The sequence below is a fragment of the Rhizobium ruizarguesonis genome, assembly GCF_017357285.1.
Classification (GTDB): Bacteria; Pseudomonadota; Alphaproteobacteria; order Rhizobiales; family Rhizobiaceae; genus Rhizobium; species Rhizobium ruizarguesonis.
In genome coordinates this window covers 4,836,576-4,852,960 of the sequence record NZ_CP071678.1, presented here as the reverse complement: position 1 = coordinate 4,852,960, position 16,385 = coordinate 4,836,576, and the positions used below count along the sequence as shown (strand labels likewise).

Below are 16,385 nucleotides of genomic sequence, written 5' to 3'. Positions count from 1 at the left end.
TCAGAATGGGCTATTTCCGAAATAGCGATATTTCCAGCTTTGTCGCGCGTGTAAAGAGGTTCATCCTGCAAAAACGGAATGAGCCGGAGTTTCTCAATGCCGCAAGCCTTCGTTTCCCCAGACCGCATCCGATCACTGTTTACCGAGGCGATGTCGCAGATGTACCGGACAGAGGTGCCGCAATACGGCACGCTGATCGAACTGGTGGCGGATGTGAATGCCGGCTGCCTCGAAAGGGATCCCGATCTGCGCGCGCGCCTGGCCCGCGCCGGCGAGCTGGAGCGCATCGATGTCGAGCGTCACGGCGCTATAAGGCTCGGTACGGCAGACGAACTCTTCACTATCCGCCGGCTGTTTGCGGTCATGGGCATGCAGCCGGTCGGCTACTACGATCTTTCGGTCGCCGGCGTGCCGGTTCATTCCACCAGCTTCCGGCCGATCGACGAGGCAGCGCTCAACGTCAATCCATTCCGCGTCTTCACCTCGCTGCTGCGACTGGAACTGATCGAGGACGAAGGGCTGCGCGGCGAAGCCGAAGCCATTCTGGCGAAACGGCGGATCTACACGCCGCGCGCCGTCGCGCTGATCGAGCGCCACGAGCAGAACGGCGGCCTGACCGAGGCGGAAGCGACGGAATTCGTCGCCGAGGCGTTGGAAACCTTCCGCTGGCATGGCGAAGCGACAGTCAGCGCCGACACCTACAAGCGCCTGCACGACGCCCATCGGCTGATCGCTGACGTCGTCAGCTTCAAGGGACCGCACATCAACCATCTGACGCCGCGCACGCTCGATATCGACGCCGTCCAGGCCCGCATGCCGGAACGCGGCATCACGCCGAAGGCTGTCATCGAAGGGCCGCCGCGCCGGCATTGCGATATCCTGCTGCGACAGACGAGTTTCAAGGCGCTGGAGGAAACGATCGCCTTTTCCGGTGACGACGGTGCCATTAAAGGCACACATACCGCCCGCTTCGGCGAGATCGAACAGCGCGGTGTGGCGCTGACGGCGAAGGGCCGGGTGCTCTACGACCAGCTGCTCGCCTCGGTTCGCGGCGAGGTGCAGGTGGGCGCCGGCGGCGCCAAGGCCGGCGCCTACGATCACGAACTCGCCGCGCGTTTCAAGGCACTGCCGGACAGCTGGGACGAGCTGCGCAGGGCGGATCTGGCCTTCTTCCGCTATTCCGCGACGCCTGCGGGCATTGCCGCCGCGGCCGGCAGCAGGCTGCCCAGCGATCCGGAGGCGCTGATCGCCTCGGGTTATCTTGCCTTCACTCCGATCGTCTACGAAGACTTCCTGCCCGTCAGCGCGGCCGGCATCTTCCAGTCGAACCTCGGCACCGACCAGCAGCAGAACTATGCGACCCGCTCGAACCGCGACGCCTTCGAGGCAGCACTCGGCGCCACCGTCCAGGACGAGCTGGCGCTCTACGCCGAACGCCAGGCCGCATCGCTGGATTCGGCACTGGCCGCGCTCGGCCTTGCGGGCCTGCCGCTGAAGACCGTTGCGTGAAATGGCTGCTTCAACACTTTCTTTTATGCATTAGAGTACCCGCGATTTCGCTCTGATCGGACTGAGCCATGCTGAATGATCCGCGCTCCCACGGCCTCTGGGAAAAGACAGCGCCCGAAGCGCCGACGACCTCGCCTCTCGAAGGCGCGATTTCGGCCGATGTCGTCATCGTCGGCGGCGGTTACACCGGCCTCTCTTCCGCCCTGCATCTTGCCGAAGCCGGGTCGAAGGTGGTGCTGCTGGAGGCCAAGGAGATCGGCTTCGGCGGTGCCGGGCGCAATGTCGGACTGATCAATGCCGGCATGTGGGTGATGCCGAACGATCTGCCCGGTGTGCTCGGCCCGGTGCATGGCGAACGTCTGCTCGATCTGCTCGGCAATGCGCCGAAGCTCGTCATGGAGCTGATCGACAAACATCAGATTGCCTGCGAACTCGAACGGAACGGCACGCTGCATTGCGCGGTTGGCGCGGATGGGCTGAAGGAGATCGAGGATCGCGCGGCGCAATGGTCCGCCCGCGGCGCAGCCGTGACGCTGCTCGATGCGGCGGAAACGGCAAAACGCATCGGCAGCGATGCCTATACCGGTTCGCTGCTCGACAAACGCGCCGGAACGCTGCAGCCGCTTGCCTATGCGCGCGGCCTTGCCCATGCCGCCGTCAAGGGTGGCGTCGCCATTCACACGTCCAGCCCGGTCATCGCAACGGAGCGCAATGGCAGCCGCTGGACCGTGAAGACATCAAGCGGCGAAGTCAGCGCCGAGTGGATCATCGTCGCGACGGATGCCTACAGCACCGGTCCGTGGGAGCAGGTGCGCAGCGAACAAGTGCATCTGCCCTATTTCAATTTCGCCACCGTGCCGCTGGGCCACAATCTGCGCCAGTCGATCCTGCCAGGGCGGGAAGGCGCATGGGATACCAAGGAGATCCTTTCCTCCTTCCGGATGGATCAGGCCGGCCGTCTCGTTTTCGGCAGTGTCGGGGCGCTGCGCAATACCGGACTGGCCGTACACAAGGGCTGGGCCAAACGCGCATTGAAGCGGCTCTTCCCTGTTATCGGCGACGTTGAATTCGAGTGTGAATGGTATGGCCAAATCGGCATGACCGACAATGCGCTGCCGCGCTTCCACAAATTCGCACCTGGTGTCGTCGGCTTTTCGGGCTACAATGGCCGCGGCATTGCCCCCGGTACGGTCTTCGGCCGTACGCTGGCGGAGCATATCCTCGGCCGGCTTCCGGAAGCCGATCTGCCGCTGCCGTTGACTTCGCCCACCGAGCCAAGCTTCCGTGCACTCAAGGAAATATGGTACGAAGCCGGCGCTCAGGTCGCCCATTTCGCCGATGCCCGCTTCTAAAAAGCGATGCACGCTTCTGAGAATAATAAGATTGGAAACACGACAATGACCATCGCCGTCCTCGATCTCGCCACCGAAACCGCCAAACTGCTCGCCGAACTCGGCGTCGATGCCGGCCGCTATCACGGCGGCACGCTTTCCGTCACCTCGCCGGTCACCGGCAAGGAAATCGGCAAACTCAGGGAACATTCCGTTTCCGAGACGAAGGCGGCGATCGAAGCGGCGCACCAGGCCTTCCTCGAATGGCGTGCCGTGCCGGCGCCGAAGCGCGGCGAACTGGTCCGCCTGCTGGGCGAGGAACTGCGCGCCTCCAAGGCGGCGCTCGGCCGTCTCGTTTCGATCGAGGTTGGCAAGATCACTTCGGAGGGTCTGGGCGAAGTGCAGGAGATGATCGACATCTGCGATTTCGCGGTCGGTCTTTCCCGTCAGCTCTACGGCCTGACGATCGCCACCGAGCGCTCCGAGCACCGGATGATGGAAAGCTGGCATCCGCTCGGCGTGATCGGCATCATCTCCGCCTTCAACTTCCCGGTTGCCGTCTGGTCGTGGAATGCTGCACTTGCGATGGTCTGCGGCAATTCCACCGTCTGGAAGCCCTCGGAAAAGACGCCGTTGACGGCGCTTGCCGTGCAGGCGCTGTTCGAAAAGGCGCTGAAGCGTTTCGTCGCCGAGGGCGGCACGGCGCCGGCCAATCTGTCGACGCTGATTATCGGCGGCCGCGAGGTCGGCGAAGTGCTGGTCGATCATCCGAAGATCCCGCTGGTTTCCGCCACCGGCTCGACGGCCATGGGCCGCGCCGTCGGTCCGCGCCTGTCGCAGCGTTTTGCCCGCGCCATTCTCGAACTCGGCGGCAACAATGCGGCGATCGTCTGCCCGTCGGCCGATCTCGACCTGACGCTGCGCGGCGTCGCCTTCTCCGCCATGGGCACGGCAGGCCAGCGCTGCACGACGCTGCGCCGTCTCTTCGTGCATGACAGCGTCTACGACCAGCTGGTGCCGCGCCTGCAGAAGGCCTATGGCTCCGTCACCATCGGCAATCCGCTCGAAAGCGGTACGCTTGTGGGACCGCTGATCGACGGCCAGGCTTTTAAGAACATGCAGGCAGCGCTTGGTGAGGCGAAATCGGCCGGCGGCACGGTGACCGGCGGCGAACGCGTCGACAATGGCTCGGCTGAGGCCTTCTACGTTCGCCCGGCGCTTGTCGAAATGCCGGATCAGACCGGCCCCGTCGAGCACGAGACCTTCGCGCCGATCCTCTATGTGATGAAATACAGTGATTTCGACGAAGTGCTGGCGCTGCACAATGCGGTGCCGCAGGGACTGTCGTCGTCGATCTTCACCAACGACATGCGCGAGGCCGAAACCTTCGTCTCCGCCCGCGGTTCGGATTGCGGCATCGCCAACGTCAACCTCGGACCATCCGGTGCCGAGATCGGCGGCGCCTTCGGTGGCGAGAAGGAAACCGGCGGCGGCCGCGAATCCGGCTCGGATGCTTGGAAGGCCTATATGCGCCGCTCCACCAACACGATCAACTACGGCAGAACGCTGCCCCTTGCGCAGGGCGTCAAGTTCGACGTCGAATAGGCGGCTGCAAAAGGCTGCAAAAGAGGGGCGGCGCTTGGGAGCGTCGCCTTTTTTCCAAATCGAGATTTATTCCCCTGTAATATGAAATATTTAGTCAAGATATTGTGATGGCTTTTCCGGCCAAGACAAACTTGAAATCTGCAGTCAGGAAAAATATACGCCTCTCATCGCCCTTGGAGAGCTCGGGTGACATCGCCACGGAGGCCATCATGAACATTGCTCTTAACCGTTTTTCCCTCGCGCTTGCTGCTTCGCTTCTCTCTGCCACCGCGCTCGCAGGCAGCGCCAATGCGCAGGACGAAGGTCTCGTTGTTTACAATGCCCAGCACGAAAGCCTCGGCCGCGAATGGATCGACGCCTTCACCAAGGAGACCGGCATCAAGGTCACCATACGCCAGGGCAGCGACATGCAGTTCGCCAACCAGATCATCCAGGAAGGCGACGCCTCTCCAGCTGACGTATTCCTGACCGAGAATTCACCGGCGATGACGCTGGTCGATGGCGCGGGCCTCTTCGCCCCCATCGAAAAGGAAACGCTGGATCAGGTTCCGGAGCAGTATCGCCCGGCTGACGGCATGTGGACCGGCATTGCCGCCCGCACCACGGTCTTTGCCTATGACAAGACGAAGCTCACCGAAGACAAGTTGCCGAAGTCGTTGCTCGACCTCGCAGATCCGGCCTGGAAGGGTCGTTGGGGTGCGGCCCCCGCCGGTGCCGACTTCCAGGCCATCGTTGCTGCCCTGCTGCAGCTCAAGGGCGAACAGTCGACCGCCGACTGGCTGAAGGGTCTCAAGGAAAACGCCACGCCCTATAAGGGCAACAGTGTCGCCATGAAGGCCGTCAACGCCGGCGAAGTCGAAGGCGCGGTTATCTATCACTATTATTGGTTCGGCGATCAGGCCAAAACAGGCGAGAACAGCAAGAATGTCGGCCTGCATTACTTCAAGAACCAGGATCCGGGCGCTTTTGTCAGTGTTTCGGGCGGCGGCGTCCTGAAGTCCACGCAGCACATGAAGGAAGCCCAGGCTTTCCTGAAGTTCCTCACCAGCAATGCCGGCCAGGCAGTCCTCAAGGACGGCGATTCCTACGAATATGCCATTGGCAAGGATGCGCCCTCCAACGACAAGCTCACTCCGCTTGCCGACCTCAACGCTCCGAAGGTCGAAGCTTCGACCCTCGACAGCAAGAAGGTCGTCGAACTGATGACGGCCGCCGGCTTGATCTAACCTTTCTGCCGCAGGCGTCTTCCGGCCAAAACTATTGCATTTGGCTCAAGAAAACCTTAGGGCATGACGATATCCGGCAACCGCCTTTCAAAGGCGGTTGCCTTCCTTTTTCAGCGTGTAAAGGCATCGGCCTTGCTGCAGGACAACAGATTGCTCGCATCCGGCAACCAGGCGCCGGTCGCGCCGAGGGCCACGCGAATGGCTTTGCCGCGCGGACGTATGCCGCACGCTTCGGTGATCCTCCTCGCAACCGTTGTCGCGATCTTCAGTCTCGTGCCGCTCGGTTTCATCGGCTGGGTCACCTACGATGTCGGCTGGGAAACGGTGAAGACCCTGGTCTTCCGGCCGCGCGTCGGCGAACTTCTTGTCAATACGATTCTCCTGGAATCGATCACCATCCCGCTGTCGATCGCGCTTGCCCTGACGCTTGCCTGGCTGACGGAGCGGACGGACATTCCTTTTGCGCGGCTGTGGGCGTGGCTGGCGATCGCTCCGCTCGCCGTGCCTGCCTTCGTACACAGCTATGCCTGGGTCAGTCTGGTTCCCGGCATGCGCGGCCTGCAGAGCGGCGTCTTCGTCTCGGTCATCGCCTACTATCCGTTCCTCTACCTGCCGGTCGCCGCAGCGCTGCGGCGTCTCGATCCGGCCATTGAGGATGCCGCTGCCTCGCTGGGCCTTAATCCCTGGCGCGTCTTCTTCCGCGCCGTGCTGCCGCAGCTGAGGCTTGCCATCTGCGGCGGTTCGCTGCTGATCGCCCTGCATCTGCTTTCGGAGTACGGCCTGTTCGTCATGATCCGGTTCGACACGTTCGCGACTGCCATCGTCGACCAGTTCCAGTCCTCCTACAACAGCCCGGCCTCCAACATGCTCGGCGGCGTGCTTGTCGCCTGCTGCCTTTTTCTACTCGGCTTCGAGGTGCTGGTGCGCGGCAACGAACGTTATGCCCGCGTCGGCTCGGGCTCGCCACGTCCCACGGACCGCCGCCGGCTGGGCTGGTTCGTGGTGCCCGCGGTTTTGCTGCCTGTCATTCTCGCGGTACTGACGCTCGGCGTGCCGCTGGTGACGCTTGGCCGCTGGCTCTATCTTGGCGGTACCGATATCTGGCGCATCGAGGTCGGCAGCGCCTTCCTGCAGACGATCGTGCTTGCCATTGTCGGCGGCGTGCTGGCGACGATTGCCGCAGCACCGATGGCCTGGCTTTCCGTGCGTGCGCCCGGCCGCTTCCAGCGTGTGCTTGAAGCCTGCCATTATTATGTCGGCTCGCTGCCGGGCGTCGTCGTGGCGCTGGCGCTGGTGACGATCACCGTGCGTCTCGTGTTGCCGCTCTATCAGACCTTCGCAACGCTGCTCGTCGCTTATGTGATGCTTTTTCTGCCGCGCGCCATGGTCGGGCTGCGCGCCAGCATCGCCCAGGCGCCGGTGGAGTTGGAGCGCGCCGCGATGGGTCTCGGCTGCACTCCGGGCCAGGCAGTGCGGCAGATCACCATGCGGCTTGCAGCACCGGGAGCGGCCGCCAGCGTCGCGCTGGCCGCACTCGGCATCACCAATGAACTTACGGCGACACTGATGCTGTCGCCCAACGGCGTCGATACGCTGGCGACGAAATTCTGGTCGCTGACCAGCGAGATCGATTATGTCGCGGCCGCCCCTTACGCCTTCATGATGGTCGTGCTGTCGCTGCCGCTCACCCTGATGCTCTATACCCAATCGAAACGGACCGCCGGCCAATGACGCTGCTCACGATCGAAAACATCAGCAAGCGCTATGGCCCCGTCCAGGCGCTGAAGGATATTTCGCTCGAGGTTTCGGCAGGCAGCCGCACCGCCGTCGTCGGCCCGTCCGGTTCAGGCAAGACGACGCTGCTGCGCATCATTGCCGGCTTCGAGCAACCCGAGGTCGGCAGGGTGACGCTGGATGGCGACCTGCTGGCGGACGGTCCGGCGACAGTACCGGCCCACAAGCGCGGCATCGGCATCGTCTCGCAGGACGGCGCGCTGTTTCCGCACTTAAGCGTTGCCGAGAATATCGGCTTCGGCTTCGAGCGAAGGGCCCCGGATCGCGAGCAGCGCGTACTTGAGCTGCTCGATATGGTCGAGCTCGACCGCGGCATGCTGGTGCGGCGCCCGCATCAGCTTTCCGGCGGCCAGCAGCAGCGTGTGGCGCTCGCCCGTGCGCTCGGCCGCAAGCCGCGGCTGATGCTGCTTGACGAACCGTTCTCGGCACTCGATACCGGCCTGCGTGAAAACATGCGCAAGGCGGTTGCGCGCGTGCTGCAGGCGGCCGGCATCACCACCATTCTCGTCACCCATGACCAGGAAGAGGCGCTGACCTTTGCCGATCAGGTCGCGGTGCTTAGGGAAGGACGGCTGATCCAGGCCGGATCGCCGCAGTCATTGTATCTGCATCCACGCGATCGCGAGACGGCGCTGTTCCTCGGCGATGCCGTGCTGCTTCCCGCGATCATCCGAAACGGCCTCGCAGACTGCGCCCTCGGCCGCGTTGCCGTCGAGGGCAGTCGTCAGGGCAAGGCGGAGATCATGCTGCGGCCCGAGCAGATCCGCGTCGTTGCCGATGAAAGCGATCGCAAATATGGCGGGCGTGTCGTCGAGGTGGAATTCGGCGGCGCGGTCTGCACCGTTGCGGTTTCGCTGGACGGCGTTGCGCTGCCGCCGATCCTGATCAAGACCTCGAGCGTTGCGCTTCCGGCGCGAGGTGATCTCGTTCGCCTCGATATCGCCGGCAAGGCGCATGTCTTCGAGAGCTAAACTAAGAGCCCGCACCTCCTATTGGACGCGCGGGCTCTGTTGTTTTAGTTTTCGCGTCATCCTTTCCGGAAATCCATTTCGATTTCCGGGCTTATGCGCTAGCCGAACTTGCGCACCACTTCTGCCGGCTCGATGCCTTCGAGCCAGCCGCCGGTAAAGCCGGCGCGCTCGAGCCCGAGGCGGATGACCGGCGATTGCCGCATCAGTTTCCAGATGAAATCCGAACGGTCATTCTCGATGGTCATGACGACAAGGCCCTGGTCGATGCCGACGGTGCGGTCGTCGACCCAGCCTTCCGGCCGCTTGGTCTTGACCGTCGGGTTGAAGCCGCCGGGAAAGCCGCCTTCCAAGAGCAGGTTCGGATAGGTGGTCAGAAGCGCCTTGGTGCCGTCGAGAGCCGCCTGCCGGTCGTAAGGCAGGCAGGCAAGTGCTGCCCAGGGTGCGATCGTGCCGTCATCCGGGCCGAGCGGTGCGCCGCGGGCGGCATAACCCAGAACCTTCGGCTGGCGGCCGCCACGCATGCGTCGTGTCGGCGGCGGGCCGTCACAGGCAGAGAAACCCCAGATATTCCTGTTATAGCCGACGAACTGGCCGGGATTGCGTTCGGCATAGTCACGCTGGACGTTGATCATCACCTGCGTATTGCGGAAATAGTCCCAGTTCCGCTCCGCCATCGGCTTATCCTGAATGGTGCGGAAATCGATCCAGGCATGCGAGAAGAGGTGGATGAAGAGCGGCCCGGCATAGAGATAGGACTGCTCGCCGTGCAGCATCCAGGAATAGCTTGACGTGAAGGCGTCGTAGCTCGATTGCGGAATGGGGTGCGTCGGCGACGCGAGCGCCAGCGTATAGAGAATGATCGCCTCGTCGAAGCCGTGATAGCGCCAACGCAGGAAGCCGGATGAGGGCTTCCAACCCATGGAAATGGTGTCGCCCTTGTTCAGCGCCCAGCGCCAGTCAACGCGCTCGTAGATGAAGGTGGCGAGTTCACGGATTTCAGTCTCCGTCTCGTCGTCTTCGCGATTGAAATATTGCGCTGATGTCAGGATGCCGGCGACAAGCAGCGCCGTATCGATGGTCGAAAGCTCGCTGTTCCAGGCGCGATGGCCGGTATCCATATGCAGGAAGTGATAGAAGAAGCCGCGGTAGCCGGTCGCGTGGCGTTCCTCGCCCTGACGCGCCTCGGCGAAGAAACGCAGCGTATTGACCGTACGCTCGGCCGCTTCCTCGCGGCTGATCCAGCAACGCTCGACACCGACGGGATAGGAGGAAAGCGCAAAGCCGACGGCCGCGATGCTCGCCGGCACACCGCCGATCGAGGTATCTGCCACCAGGCCATTTTCGGGATTGGAATATTTCAGGAAGTACTTGAACGCCGAATGCTGCAGCCTGTCGACGAGCGCTGCATCAATGTCTTCAATCCGTTGCAGCATAGGCTCCTACCCAACTGTTGCATCGCCCCATGCTTCAACATGGTGGCCGTCCCCGGGCAAATCAAACCTTTTTGATTCGCAAGGATAAGAGAACACAAATGGGTGGAATCGGTCGTTAATAATTATCGGTAAAATAATATCTAGCATAAGTCATATAAGCGGTGCAGCAAAAATGACGGCCCGCGCGCCACCAGCACGGGTTATTTTCCCGCAATACTTGTGTATCCTCTGCTCCAGAGAATGGGTTTCCGCGCTCAGGCGGCTTCATCGACCCGCACCAGATGGCCTGCCGTCACTTCCCGGTATCGGCTCGGCGGCGCCACGTAGCCAACCGGACGAACGGGGCTCTTGAGCTCGTCGGTTCCGAGGTTGCGCTTGATGCCGCGCCGCGAGGGGTCGGGAACAGGCACGGCTGCCATCAGCTTCTTCGTGTAGGCGTGCTGCGGATTGCTGAACAGTTCCGCGCGCGGACCAATCTCGACGATTTCGCCGAGATACATCACCGCGACGCGGTGGCTGACGCGCTCGACCACCGCCATATCGTGGGAAATGAACAGGAAGGCGAGGTTGAGGCTTTGCTGCAGGTCCATCAGCAGATTGCAGACCTGCGCCTTGATCGAGACATCGAGGGCCGAAACGCTTTCGTCGGCGACGATCACCTTCGGATCGAGTGCGAGCGCGCGAGCGATGCAGATGCGCTGGCGCTGACCGCCGGAGAATTCGTGCGGATAACGTTTCATCATGTCGGGTTTCAGTCCGACGCGTTCGAGAAGATCGGCCGCCTTGTCGCGGGCCTGAGCGCCGCTGCCGAGGCCGTGCTCCGTAATCGGTTCGGCGACGGCGGCGCCGACGGTCATGCGCGGGTTGAGGCTGGCGAAGGGATCCTGGAAGATCATCTGGATGCTGCGGCGCATCCGTCTGAGACTGACTGCGTCAAGGCTCAGCACGTCATAACCGTCGAGGCTGACACTGCCGCCGTTCGGCTGGACGAGGCGGGTGATCGAGCGACCGGTGGTCGATTTGCCGCAGCCGGATTCGCCGACGAGCGACAGCGTCTCGCCCTGGAAGAGATTGAAGGAGACGTCCTCGACCGCATGGATCGCTCCCGTCTTGCGGCCGAGCAGCCCGCCGCGGATATCGAAACGGGTAACGAGATTCTTGACTTCGAGGATCGGCGTCCGGCGGCGGTCGACGGTGTCGGCCACCTCGACCGGCTCGCGCCGTTCGCCGGTCGTGGTATCGACGACCGGGAAACGCAGCGGCCATTTCCGGTCGGCCATCGAGCCGAGGCGTGGCACGGCCGAGAGCAAAGCGCGGGTATAGGGATGCCTGCCGCGATGGAAGATGTCGTCGGTCGTGCCGGTTTCCACAGCCTCGCCGCGATACATGACGATGGTGCGGTCGGCGATTTCGGCGACGACGCCCATGTCGTGGGTGATGAAGAGCACGGACATGCCCTCTTCTTCCTGCAGCATCTTGATCAGGTCGAGGATCTGGCCCTGGATCGTCACGTCGAGCGCCGTCGTCGGCTCGTCGGCGATCAGCAATTTCGGCCGGCTGGCGAGCGCCATGGCGATCATCACGCGCTGGCGCATGCCGCCTGAGAACTGGTGCGGATATTCGTCGAAGCGCGAGGCGGCGTTCGGGATGCGGACCTTTTCCAGCAGGCGCACGGTTTCGGCCCGCGCCTCGGCCTTGCCGATATCGCCGTGGCAGGTGAGCGCTTCGGAGATCTGGCGGCCGATGGTGAAGATCGGGTTGAGGGATGTCATCGGCTCCTGGAAGATCATGGCGGCGTCGTTGCCGCGCACCCGGCGCATCTCCTTTTCCGGGAGGGCGAGAACATCCTTGCCGTTCAAGGTGATGGCGCCATCGATGCGGCTCGATCCCTTGGCGAGAAGCCGCATGATCGAAAGGGAGGTGACGCTCTTGCCCGAGCCGCTTTCGCCGACGATCGCCACCGTCTCGCCTGGCATGACGTCAAAGGAGACGTCGCGCACCACCGGCTTCCAGTCGCCATCGACGAGGAAGGCGGTCGTCAGGTTCCTGACCGAGAGAACAGGAGAGGCGGAGGCTGAAGAAACATCACTCATATCGTTCCCTTGGTTTTATCTAATTCACATCTTCAAAGGCGTGGCGAACGAGGCGGAAGGCCCGCCTTCCGCGATGCGGGCCGCTTCCAGCGCCGCGATCTTTTCATCGATCTCGCGCCTGTCAGTCATGCCGTTCGGATTTTGCCGCGTCGCCATCGTCTCCGCGACATGCAGATAACGTTCACCCGCCACCGTATGCAGGCGGACAAGTTCGGCGAGCGGATCGGGATGATCGTCGGCGCGGATGCTGAGCCAGGGATAATCCTGGTCGCGGTGGATGACGAGGGCGGCGGACTGCCTGCCGCGCTTGTCGCCGCCGGCATCCTCGCCTGCCTGCATCGCCAGGAGCAGGCGTTCGGCCAGCGGCTTGTCCATCGCATTGTTGTAGGTGGCGAGCGTTTCGGCGACGACGTCAGGACCTGCGAGCATGTTGCCGGCGACTGAGACGTTTTCGTCGATCAGATGCCCCGCCCAGTCGATGCATGCGGCGCCGGTGAAGGCGGCGTTGCGCCCCTTCGCATCGATGAGGTGCAACTGCCGCTGATTTCGGCCGGCGTCACGCGCGGTCAGCTCGGCGATAATCTCCTCCGGCGCCTTGCCTGCAGCCAGCAGCGACAGGCCGTCGAGGCCGTAAAGCGGGCTGACGAAGGCCTGGGTAGCAACGGCGCCGATGCCGCCGCGAATATGCGGCACCAGGGCGCCGACGGCAAAGAAGCGGGTCGCGACGGCGATGCCGAGATGGCCGGTCAAGGGATCACGGGCGACGATGGACCAGGTCATGGCTATCTCCCGATCGCATAGGCCTGCATCAGGCGCGGGGTGGCCGCGGCGCGCAACAGCCCGTCGGCATCGCGTCTTGCGGCAGTCAGCCGGCCGATCGTCCAGGGATCGGCGACTGTCAGCTTGTGACCCTTGCGACGCAGGGCATCGAGGACATCAGGGCCGAAATTCGCTTCCGCCATCAGGCTGCCGGGTTCGCGGGTGCGCGGATAGAAGGAGCCCGGAAAATGCGAGGTGTGGAACAGCGGCTGGTCGATCGCCGCCTGCAGGTTCAGCTTGTGATGCGCATAACGCAGGAAAAAGGAAAGTTGCCACTGTTCCTGCTGATCGCCGCCCGGTGTGCCGAAGGCGAGCGTCGGGCGGCCCTCATAGAGGCCGAGCGAAGGCGTCAGCGTCGTGCGCGGCCGCTTGCCGGGAGCAAGCGACGTCGGCAGGCCTGATTTCAGCCAGAACATCTGGGCGCGGGAATTGAGGCAGAAGCCGAGGCCGGGCACGGTCGGGGAGGATTGCAGCCAGCCGCCGGACGGGGTGACGGAGACCATGTTGCCGTCGCGGTCGATGACGTCGATATGCACGGTGTCGCCGCGCTTTTCGGAAAGATGCGCCATGGTCGGCTCGTAGACGGCGCCGGTCTTCGAATCCGCGCCGAGCATCGTCATCGTCAGATCATGCTGCGCTTCGAAGCCAGGCACGATGCCGGGACGAAGATCGAAGGAGGCGTCCGCGCCGACCAGCTTGCGGCGCTCGGCGGCATAGGTCTCCGACAGCAGATGCGCGATGGGAATCTCCGAAAAATTCGGATCGCCGTAATAGACTTCGCGGTCGGCGAAGGCGAGCTTCATCGCTTCGACGACGGTATGGACGAAATCGGCGCCGGCGGGATCCATCGCGGCGAGTTCGAAGCCTTTGAGGATCGACAGGGTCTGCAGGAAGACCGGACCCTGGCCCCAGGGGCCGATCTTGGCGATCGTCCAGCCATGATAATCATAGGTCAGCGGTTCCTCGATCGTCGCCGACCAGTTCGCCATGTCGTTGGCGGTCAAAACGCCCTTGTGGCGGTTGCCGCTTGCATCCATCACCTCTGCGGTCTTCAGATAGTCGTCGATTTTCTCGGCGACGAAGCCGCGATAGAAGGCGTCGCGGGCCGCCTCGACCTGCGCTTCCCGGCCGCTTTTCGCCTCGGCCTCCGCGATGATGCGCTTCCAGGTTTCGGCAAGCACCGGATTCCTGAAATTCGCATGCGCTTCGGGGGCGCTGCCGCCAGGCAGCCAGGTCTCGTAGGAGGTCGGCCATTCCTTCTCGAAGAGGGCGGCGAGCCCCTTGATGGTGGCGGAGACGCGCGGCAGCATCGGATGGCCGTGCTCGGCGTAATAGATCGCCGGTTCCAGCACATCGCGCACGCTCATCGAGCCGTAGTCGCGCAGCATCAGCATCCAGCCATCGAAGGAGCCGGGGATGACGGTCGCAAGCAGCCCATCGCCGGGGATCAGGCTCAGCCCTTCCGCCGTGTAGTGTTCGATCGTCGCACCGGCGGGGGCGGGGCCTTGCGCGCAAATGACCTCGACCTTGTCCTTTTTCTTCGAATAAATCACCGCAGGCAGGTCGCCGCCCGGGCCGCAAAGATGCGGCTCGACGATCTGCAGCACGAAACCCGTCGCCACCGCCGCATCGAAGGCGTTGCCGCCCTTTTCGAGAATGCTCATGCCGACCGCCGAGGCGATCCAGTGCGTGGAGGTGACGACGCCGAAGGTGCCGAGGATTTCTGGACGGGTCGTGAAAGCGGTCATGTCAAATGTCCTTTCAAGAAATCATGCTTCGCGCGGATCGAGCGCATCGCGCAGGCCGTCGCCTAAAAGATTGAAACCAATGACGACGAGGAAGATCGCGGCACCCGGCCACATTGCCATCCATGGCGCCTGGGAGAGGAAATTTTTGGCGACGTTCAGCATCGAGCCCCAGCTCGGCGCCGGCGGTTGCTGCCCGAGGCCGAGAAAGGAGAGGCTCGCTTCGGCGATGATGGCGGTGGCGATGGTCAACGTCGCCTGGACGAGGATCGGTGCAAAGACGTTCGGCAGGATGTAGCGGGTGATGATGCTCGATGACCGGAGGCCGATCGAGCGGGCGCCCTCGACATATTCCTCGGTCTTGACCGAAAGCACCTGGCCGCGCGTCAGCCGCACGAAGACGGGCATGGCCGAAAGGCCGATCGCAATCATCGCATTGGTCAGACTCGGACCGAGAAAGGCTGCGAGCGCGATCGCGGTGATGAGGAAAGGCATGGCCAGAAAGGCTTCGGTGATGCGAGAGATCACCATGTCGATCCAGCCGCCGAAATAACCGGAGATAAGGCCGAAGGGCACGCCGATGATAACGGCAATGGCTACCGAGAAGACGCCGGCCATCAGAGAAGCCTGCGCGCCCCAGATCATCCGGGAAAGAATGTCGCGGCCGATATCGTCGGTGCCAAGCCAATGGGCGGCGGACGGGGCCTTGCGGATTGCCGACCAGCTTGTGGCGTTCGGATCGGGAATCGGAAGAAGGGGAGCGGCAATTGCGAGGATGGCGAAGAAAGCGATGATCGCAAGGCCGACGAGGGCGCCCTTGTTGGCCTTCAGCTTGCGCCAGGCGCGGCTCGGCGTGCGGTCGGCGGCCGGAATGCCGGTCTCTCCAATCGCGGTCATAGAGCGGCCCTCATGCGCGGATTGAGCAGGACGTAGAGAATGTCGGCCAACAGGTTCATCAGGATGAAGCCGATCGCCGTGCAGATCACCACGCCCTGGACGACGGCGTAGTCACGGTTGAAGACGGCGTCGACGATGAGCTTTCCGAAACCCGGAATGGTGAAGATCTGCTCGGTCAGTACGGCGCCGGCGAGCAGTTCGCCGAAGAGCAGGGCGGTCAGCGTCACGATCGGCAGCACCGCATTGCGGAAGCTGTGTTCGAGCACGACAGTGCTTTCCGGCAGTCCCTTGGCGCGGGCGGTGCGGATGTAATCGGCGCTGAGTACGCTAAGCATGGCCGAGCGGGTATGTCGCATCAGCGTCGCGGCCAGCGCATTGCCGAGCACGAAGGAGGGCATCAGCATGGTTTCCAGCGAACGAAGCGGATTGCTGAAGAAGGGTTCGTAGCCCGATGCCGGCAGCCAGCCGAGATTGACCGAAACCAGGAGGATCAGCATGATGCCGAGCCAGAAATTCGGGATCGACAGACCGGTCAGCGCGATGATGTTGGCGAGATAGTCGATCATCGTGTTCTTCTTGACGGCCGCCAGGATGCCCATCGGCACGCCGATCGCAAAGGCGAATATCATCGACATGATGGCAAGCTGGATGGTGACCGGCAGCTTTTCGCCGACGAGTTGCAGAACCGGCTGGTTGGTGCGCAGCGAGATGCCGAGGTCGCCCTGCAGTGCGGCACCCAGCCAGCGGACATATTGATAGGGCACGGGATCGTTCAGCCGGTATTTCTCGCGCAGGAATTCGAGAACCTGCGGATCGCGTTCCTCGCCGGCCATGGCAAGGATCGGGTCGCCGGGCAGCAGCTTCTGCAGCGAGAAGACGAAGATCGAAATGATCAAAAGCGTCGGTATGGCGACCAAGAGCCGTTTGGCGATGTAGGTATACATGGGCGATCCTGACACGAC

Annotated in this window: 12 protein-coding genes; 6 read left to right on the top strand and 6 right to left on the bottom strand. The window is 63.0% G+C overall.

Translation table 11 applies throughout. The features are described 5' to 3' along the window. Positions 1-78: 78 nt before the first annotated feature. From hglS to J3P73_RS23665, 6 genes are all read left to right on the top strand, one after another. A complete protein-coding gene (hglS, locus tag J3P73_RS23690; RefSeq protein WP_130692977.1) occupies positions 79-1,509 on the top strand; it encodes a 2-oxoadipate dioxygenase/decarboxylase HglS in 1,431 nt (476 codons plus the stop codon). A 68-nt stretch (positions 1,510-1,577) separates the two neighbouring features. Further along, positions 1,578-2,861: an NAD(P)/FAD-dependent oxidoreductase gene (locus J3P73_RS23685; RefSeq protein ID WP_130692976.1), complete on the top strand. Its 1,284-nt coding sequence runs from the start codon at positions 1,578-1,580 to the stop codon at positions 2,859-2,861. 45 nt (positions 2,862-2,906) lie between these two features. After that, entirely contained in the window at positions 2,907-4,445 is a 1,539-nt protein-coding gene (gene amaB / locus J3P73_RS23680) for an L-piperidine-6-carboxylate dehydrogenase (RefSeq protein ID WP_024320461.1), read from the top strand. Between the two features lie 209 nt (positions 4,446-4,654). Continuing rightward, complete coding sequence (locus J3P73_RS23675; protein WP_018072013.1) at positions 4,655-5,671, top strand: iron ABC transporter substrate-binding protein; 1,017 nt, start codon at positions 4,655-4,657, stop codon at positions 5,669-5,671. 63 nt (positions 5,672-5,734) lie between these two features. Beyond that, on the top strand, positions 5,735-7,402 hold the full coding sequence (locus J3P73_RS23670; protein ID WP_130692975.1) for an ABC transporter permease: 1,668 nt from the start codon (positions 5,735-5,737) through the stop codon (positions 7,400-7,402). Further along, complete coding sequence (locus J3P73_RS23665) at positions 7,399-8,436, top strand: ABC transporter ATP-binding protein (protein WP_130692974.1); 1,038 nt, start codon at positions 7,399-7,401, stop codon at positions 8,434-8,436. Before J3P73_RS23670 ends, J3P73_RS23665 begins: the two co-directional genes overlap by 4 nt. Before the next feature lie 98 nt (positions 8,437-8,534). On the opposite strand, the gene J3P73_RS23660 is transcribed toward J3P73_RS23665, so the two are convergent. The 6 genes from J3P73_RS23660 to J3P73_RS23635 all read right to left on the bottom strand — a co-directional run bounded on the left by J3P73_RS23660 (position 8,535) and on the right by J3P73_RS23635 (position 16,367). Further along, positions 8,535-9,869 (bottom strand): glucoamylase family protein, encoded by a 1,335-nt coding sequence (locus J3P73_RS23660; protein WP_024320459.1) that lies wholly within the window; start codon positions 9,867-9,869, stop codon positions 8,535-8,537. Between the two features lie 254 nt (positions 9,870-10,123). Further along, positions 10,124-11,962 carry an ABC transporter ATP-binding protein gene (locus J3P73_RS23655; protein ID WP_024320458.1) on the bottom strand — a complete coding sequence of 613 codons (1,839 nt, stop codon included), beginning with the start codon at positions 11,960-11,962 and terminating at the stop codon, positions 10,124-10,126. Positions 11,963-11,986: 24 nt separating this feature from the next. Further along, positions 11,987-12,742, bottom strand: coding sequence for a DUF1028 domain-containing protein (locus J3P73_RS23650; RefSeq protein WP_075224951.1), 756 nt, complete (start codon positions 12,740-12,742; stop codon positions 11,987-11,989). A 2-nt stretch (positions 12,743-12,744) separates the two neighbouring features. Then, positions 12,745-14,529: a gamma-glutamyltransferase family protein gene (locus tag J3P73_RS23645; RefSeq protein ID WP_130688550.1), complete on the bottom strand. Its 1,785-nt coding sequence runs from the start codon at positions 14,527-14,529 to the stop codon at positions 12,745-12,747. Positions 14,530-14,550: 21 nt separating this feature from the next. Further along, the gene (locus J3P73_RS23640) at positions 14,551-15,423 is read right to left on the bottom strand and encodes an ABC transporter permease (protein ID WP_064247216.1); all 873 of its coding nucleotides are present in this window, start codon (positions 15,421-15,423) and stop codon (positions 14,551-14,553) included. Further along, on the bottom strand, positions 15,420-16,367 hold the full coding sequence (locus J3P73_RS23635) for an ABC transporter permease (RefSeq protein WP_024320455.1): 948 nt from the start codon (positions 16,365-16,367) through the stop codon (positions 15,420-15,422). Before J3P73_RS23635 ends, J3P73_RS23640 begins: the two co-directional genes overlap by 4 nt. Positions 16,368-16,385: the final 18 nt, after the last annotated feature.

What these genes read in the sequence shown, in the direction of transcription:
- J3P73_RS23675 (WP_018072013.1), top strand. Translation starts at nt 4,655, where the DNA reads ATGAACATTGCTCTTAACCGTTTTTCCCTCGCGCTTGCTGCTTCGCTT.
- J3P73_RS23645 (WP_130688550.1), bottom strand. Translation starts at nt 14,529, where the DNA reads ATGACCGCTTTCACGACCCGTCCAGAAATCCTCGGCACCTTCGGCGTC.
- amaB (WP_024320461.1), top strand. Translation starts at nt 2,907, where the DNA reads ATGACCATCGCCGTCCTCGATCTCGCCACCGAAACCGCCAAACTGCTC.
- J3P73_RS23655 (WP_024320458.1), bottom strand. Translation starts at nt 11,962, where the DNA reads ATGAGTGATGTTTCTTCAGCCTCCGCCTCTCCTGTTCTCTCGGTCAGG.
- J3P73_RS23685 (WP_130692976.1), top strand. Translation starts at nt 1,578, where the DNA reads ATGCTGAATGATCCGCGCTCCCACGGCCTCTGGGAAAAGACAGCGCCC.
- J3P73_RS23640 (WP_064247216.1), bottom strand. Translation starts at nt 15,423, where the DNA reads ATGACCGCGATTGGAGAGACCGGCATTCCGGCCGCCGACCGCACGCCG.
- J3P73_RS23670 (WP_130692975.1), top strand. Translation starts at nt 5,735, where the DNA reads ATGACGATATCCGGCAACCGCCTTTCAAAGGCGGTTGCCTTCCTTTTT.
- J3P73_RS23635 (WP_024320455.1), bottom strand. Translation starts at nt 16,367, where the DNA reads ATGTATACCTACATCGCCAAACGGCTCTTGGTCGCCATACCGACGCTT.
- J3P73_RS23660 (WP_024320459.1), bottom strand. Translation starts at nt 9,869, where the DNA reads ATGCTGCAACGGATTGAAGACATTGATGCAGCGCTCGTCGACAGGCTG.
- J3P73_RS23665 (WP_130692974.1), top strand. Translation starts at nt 7,399, where the DNA reads ATGACGCTGCTCACGATCGAAAACATCAGCAAGCGCTATGGCCCCGTC.
- J3P73_RS23650 (WP_075224951.1), bottom strand. Translation starts at nt 12,742, where the DNA reads ATGACCTGGTCCATCGTCGCCCGTGATCCCTTGACCGGCCATCTCGGC.
- hglS (WP_130692977.1), top strand. Translation starts at nt 79, where the DNA reads ATGAGCCGGAGTTTCTCAATGCCGCAAGCCTTCGTTTCCCCAGACCGC.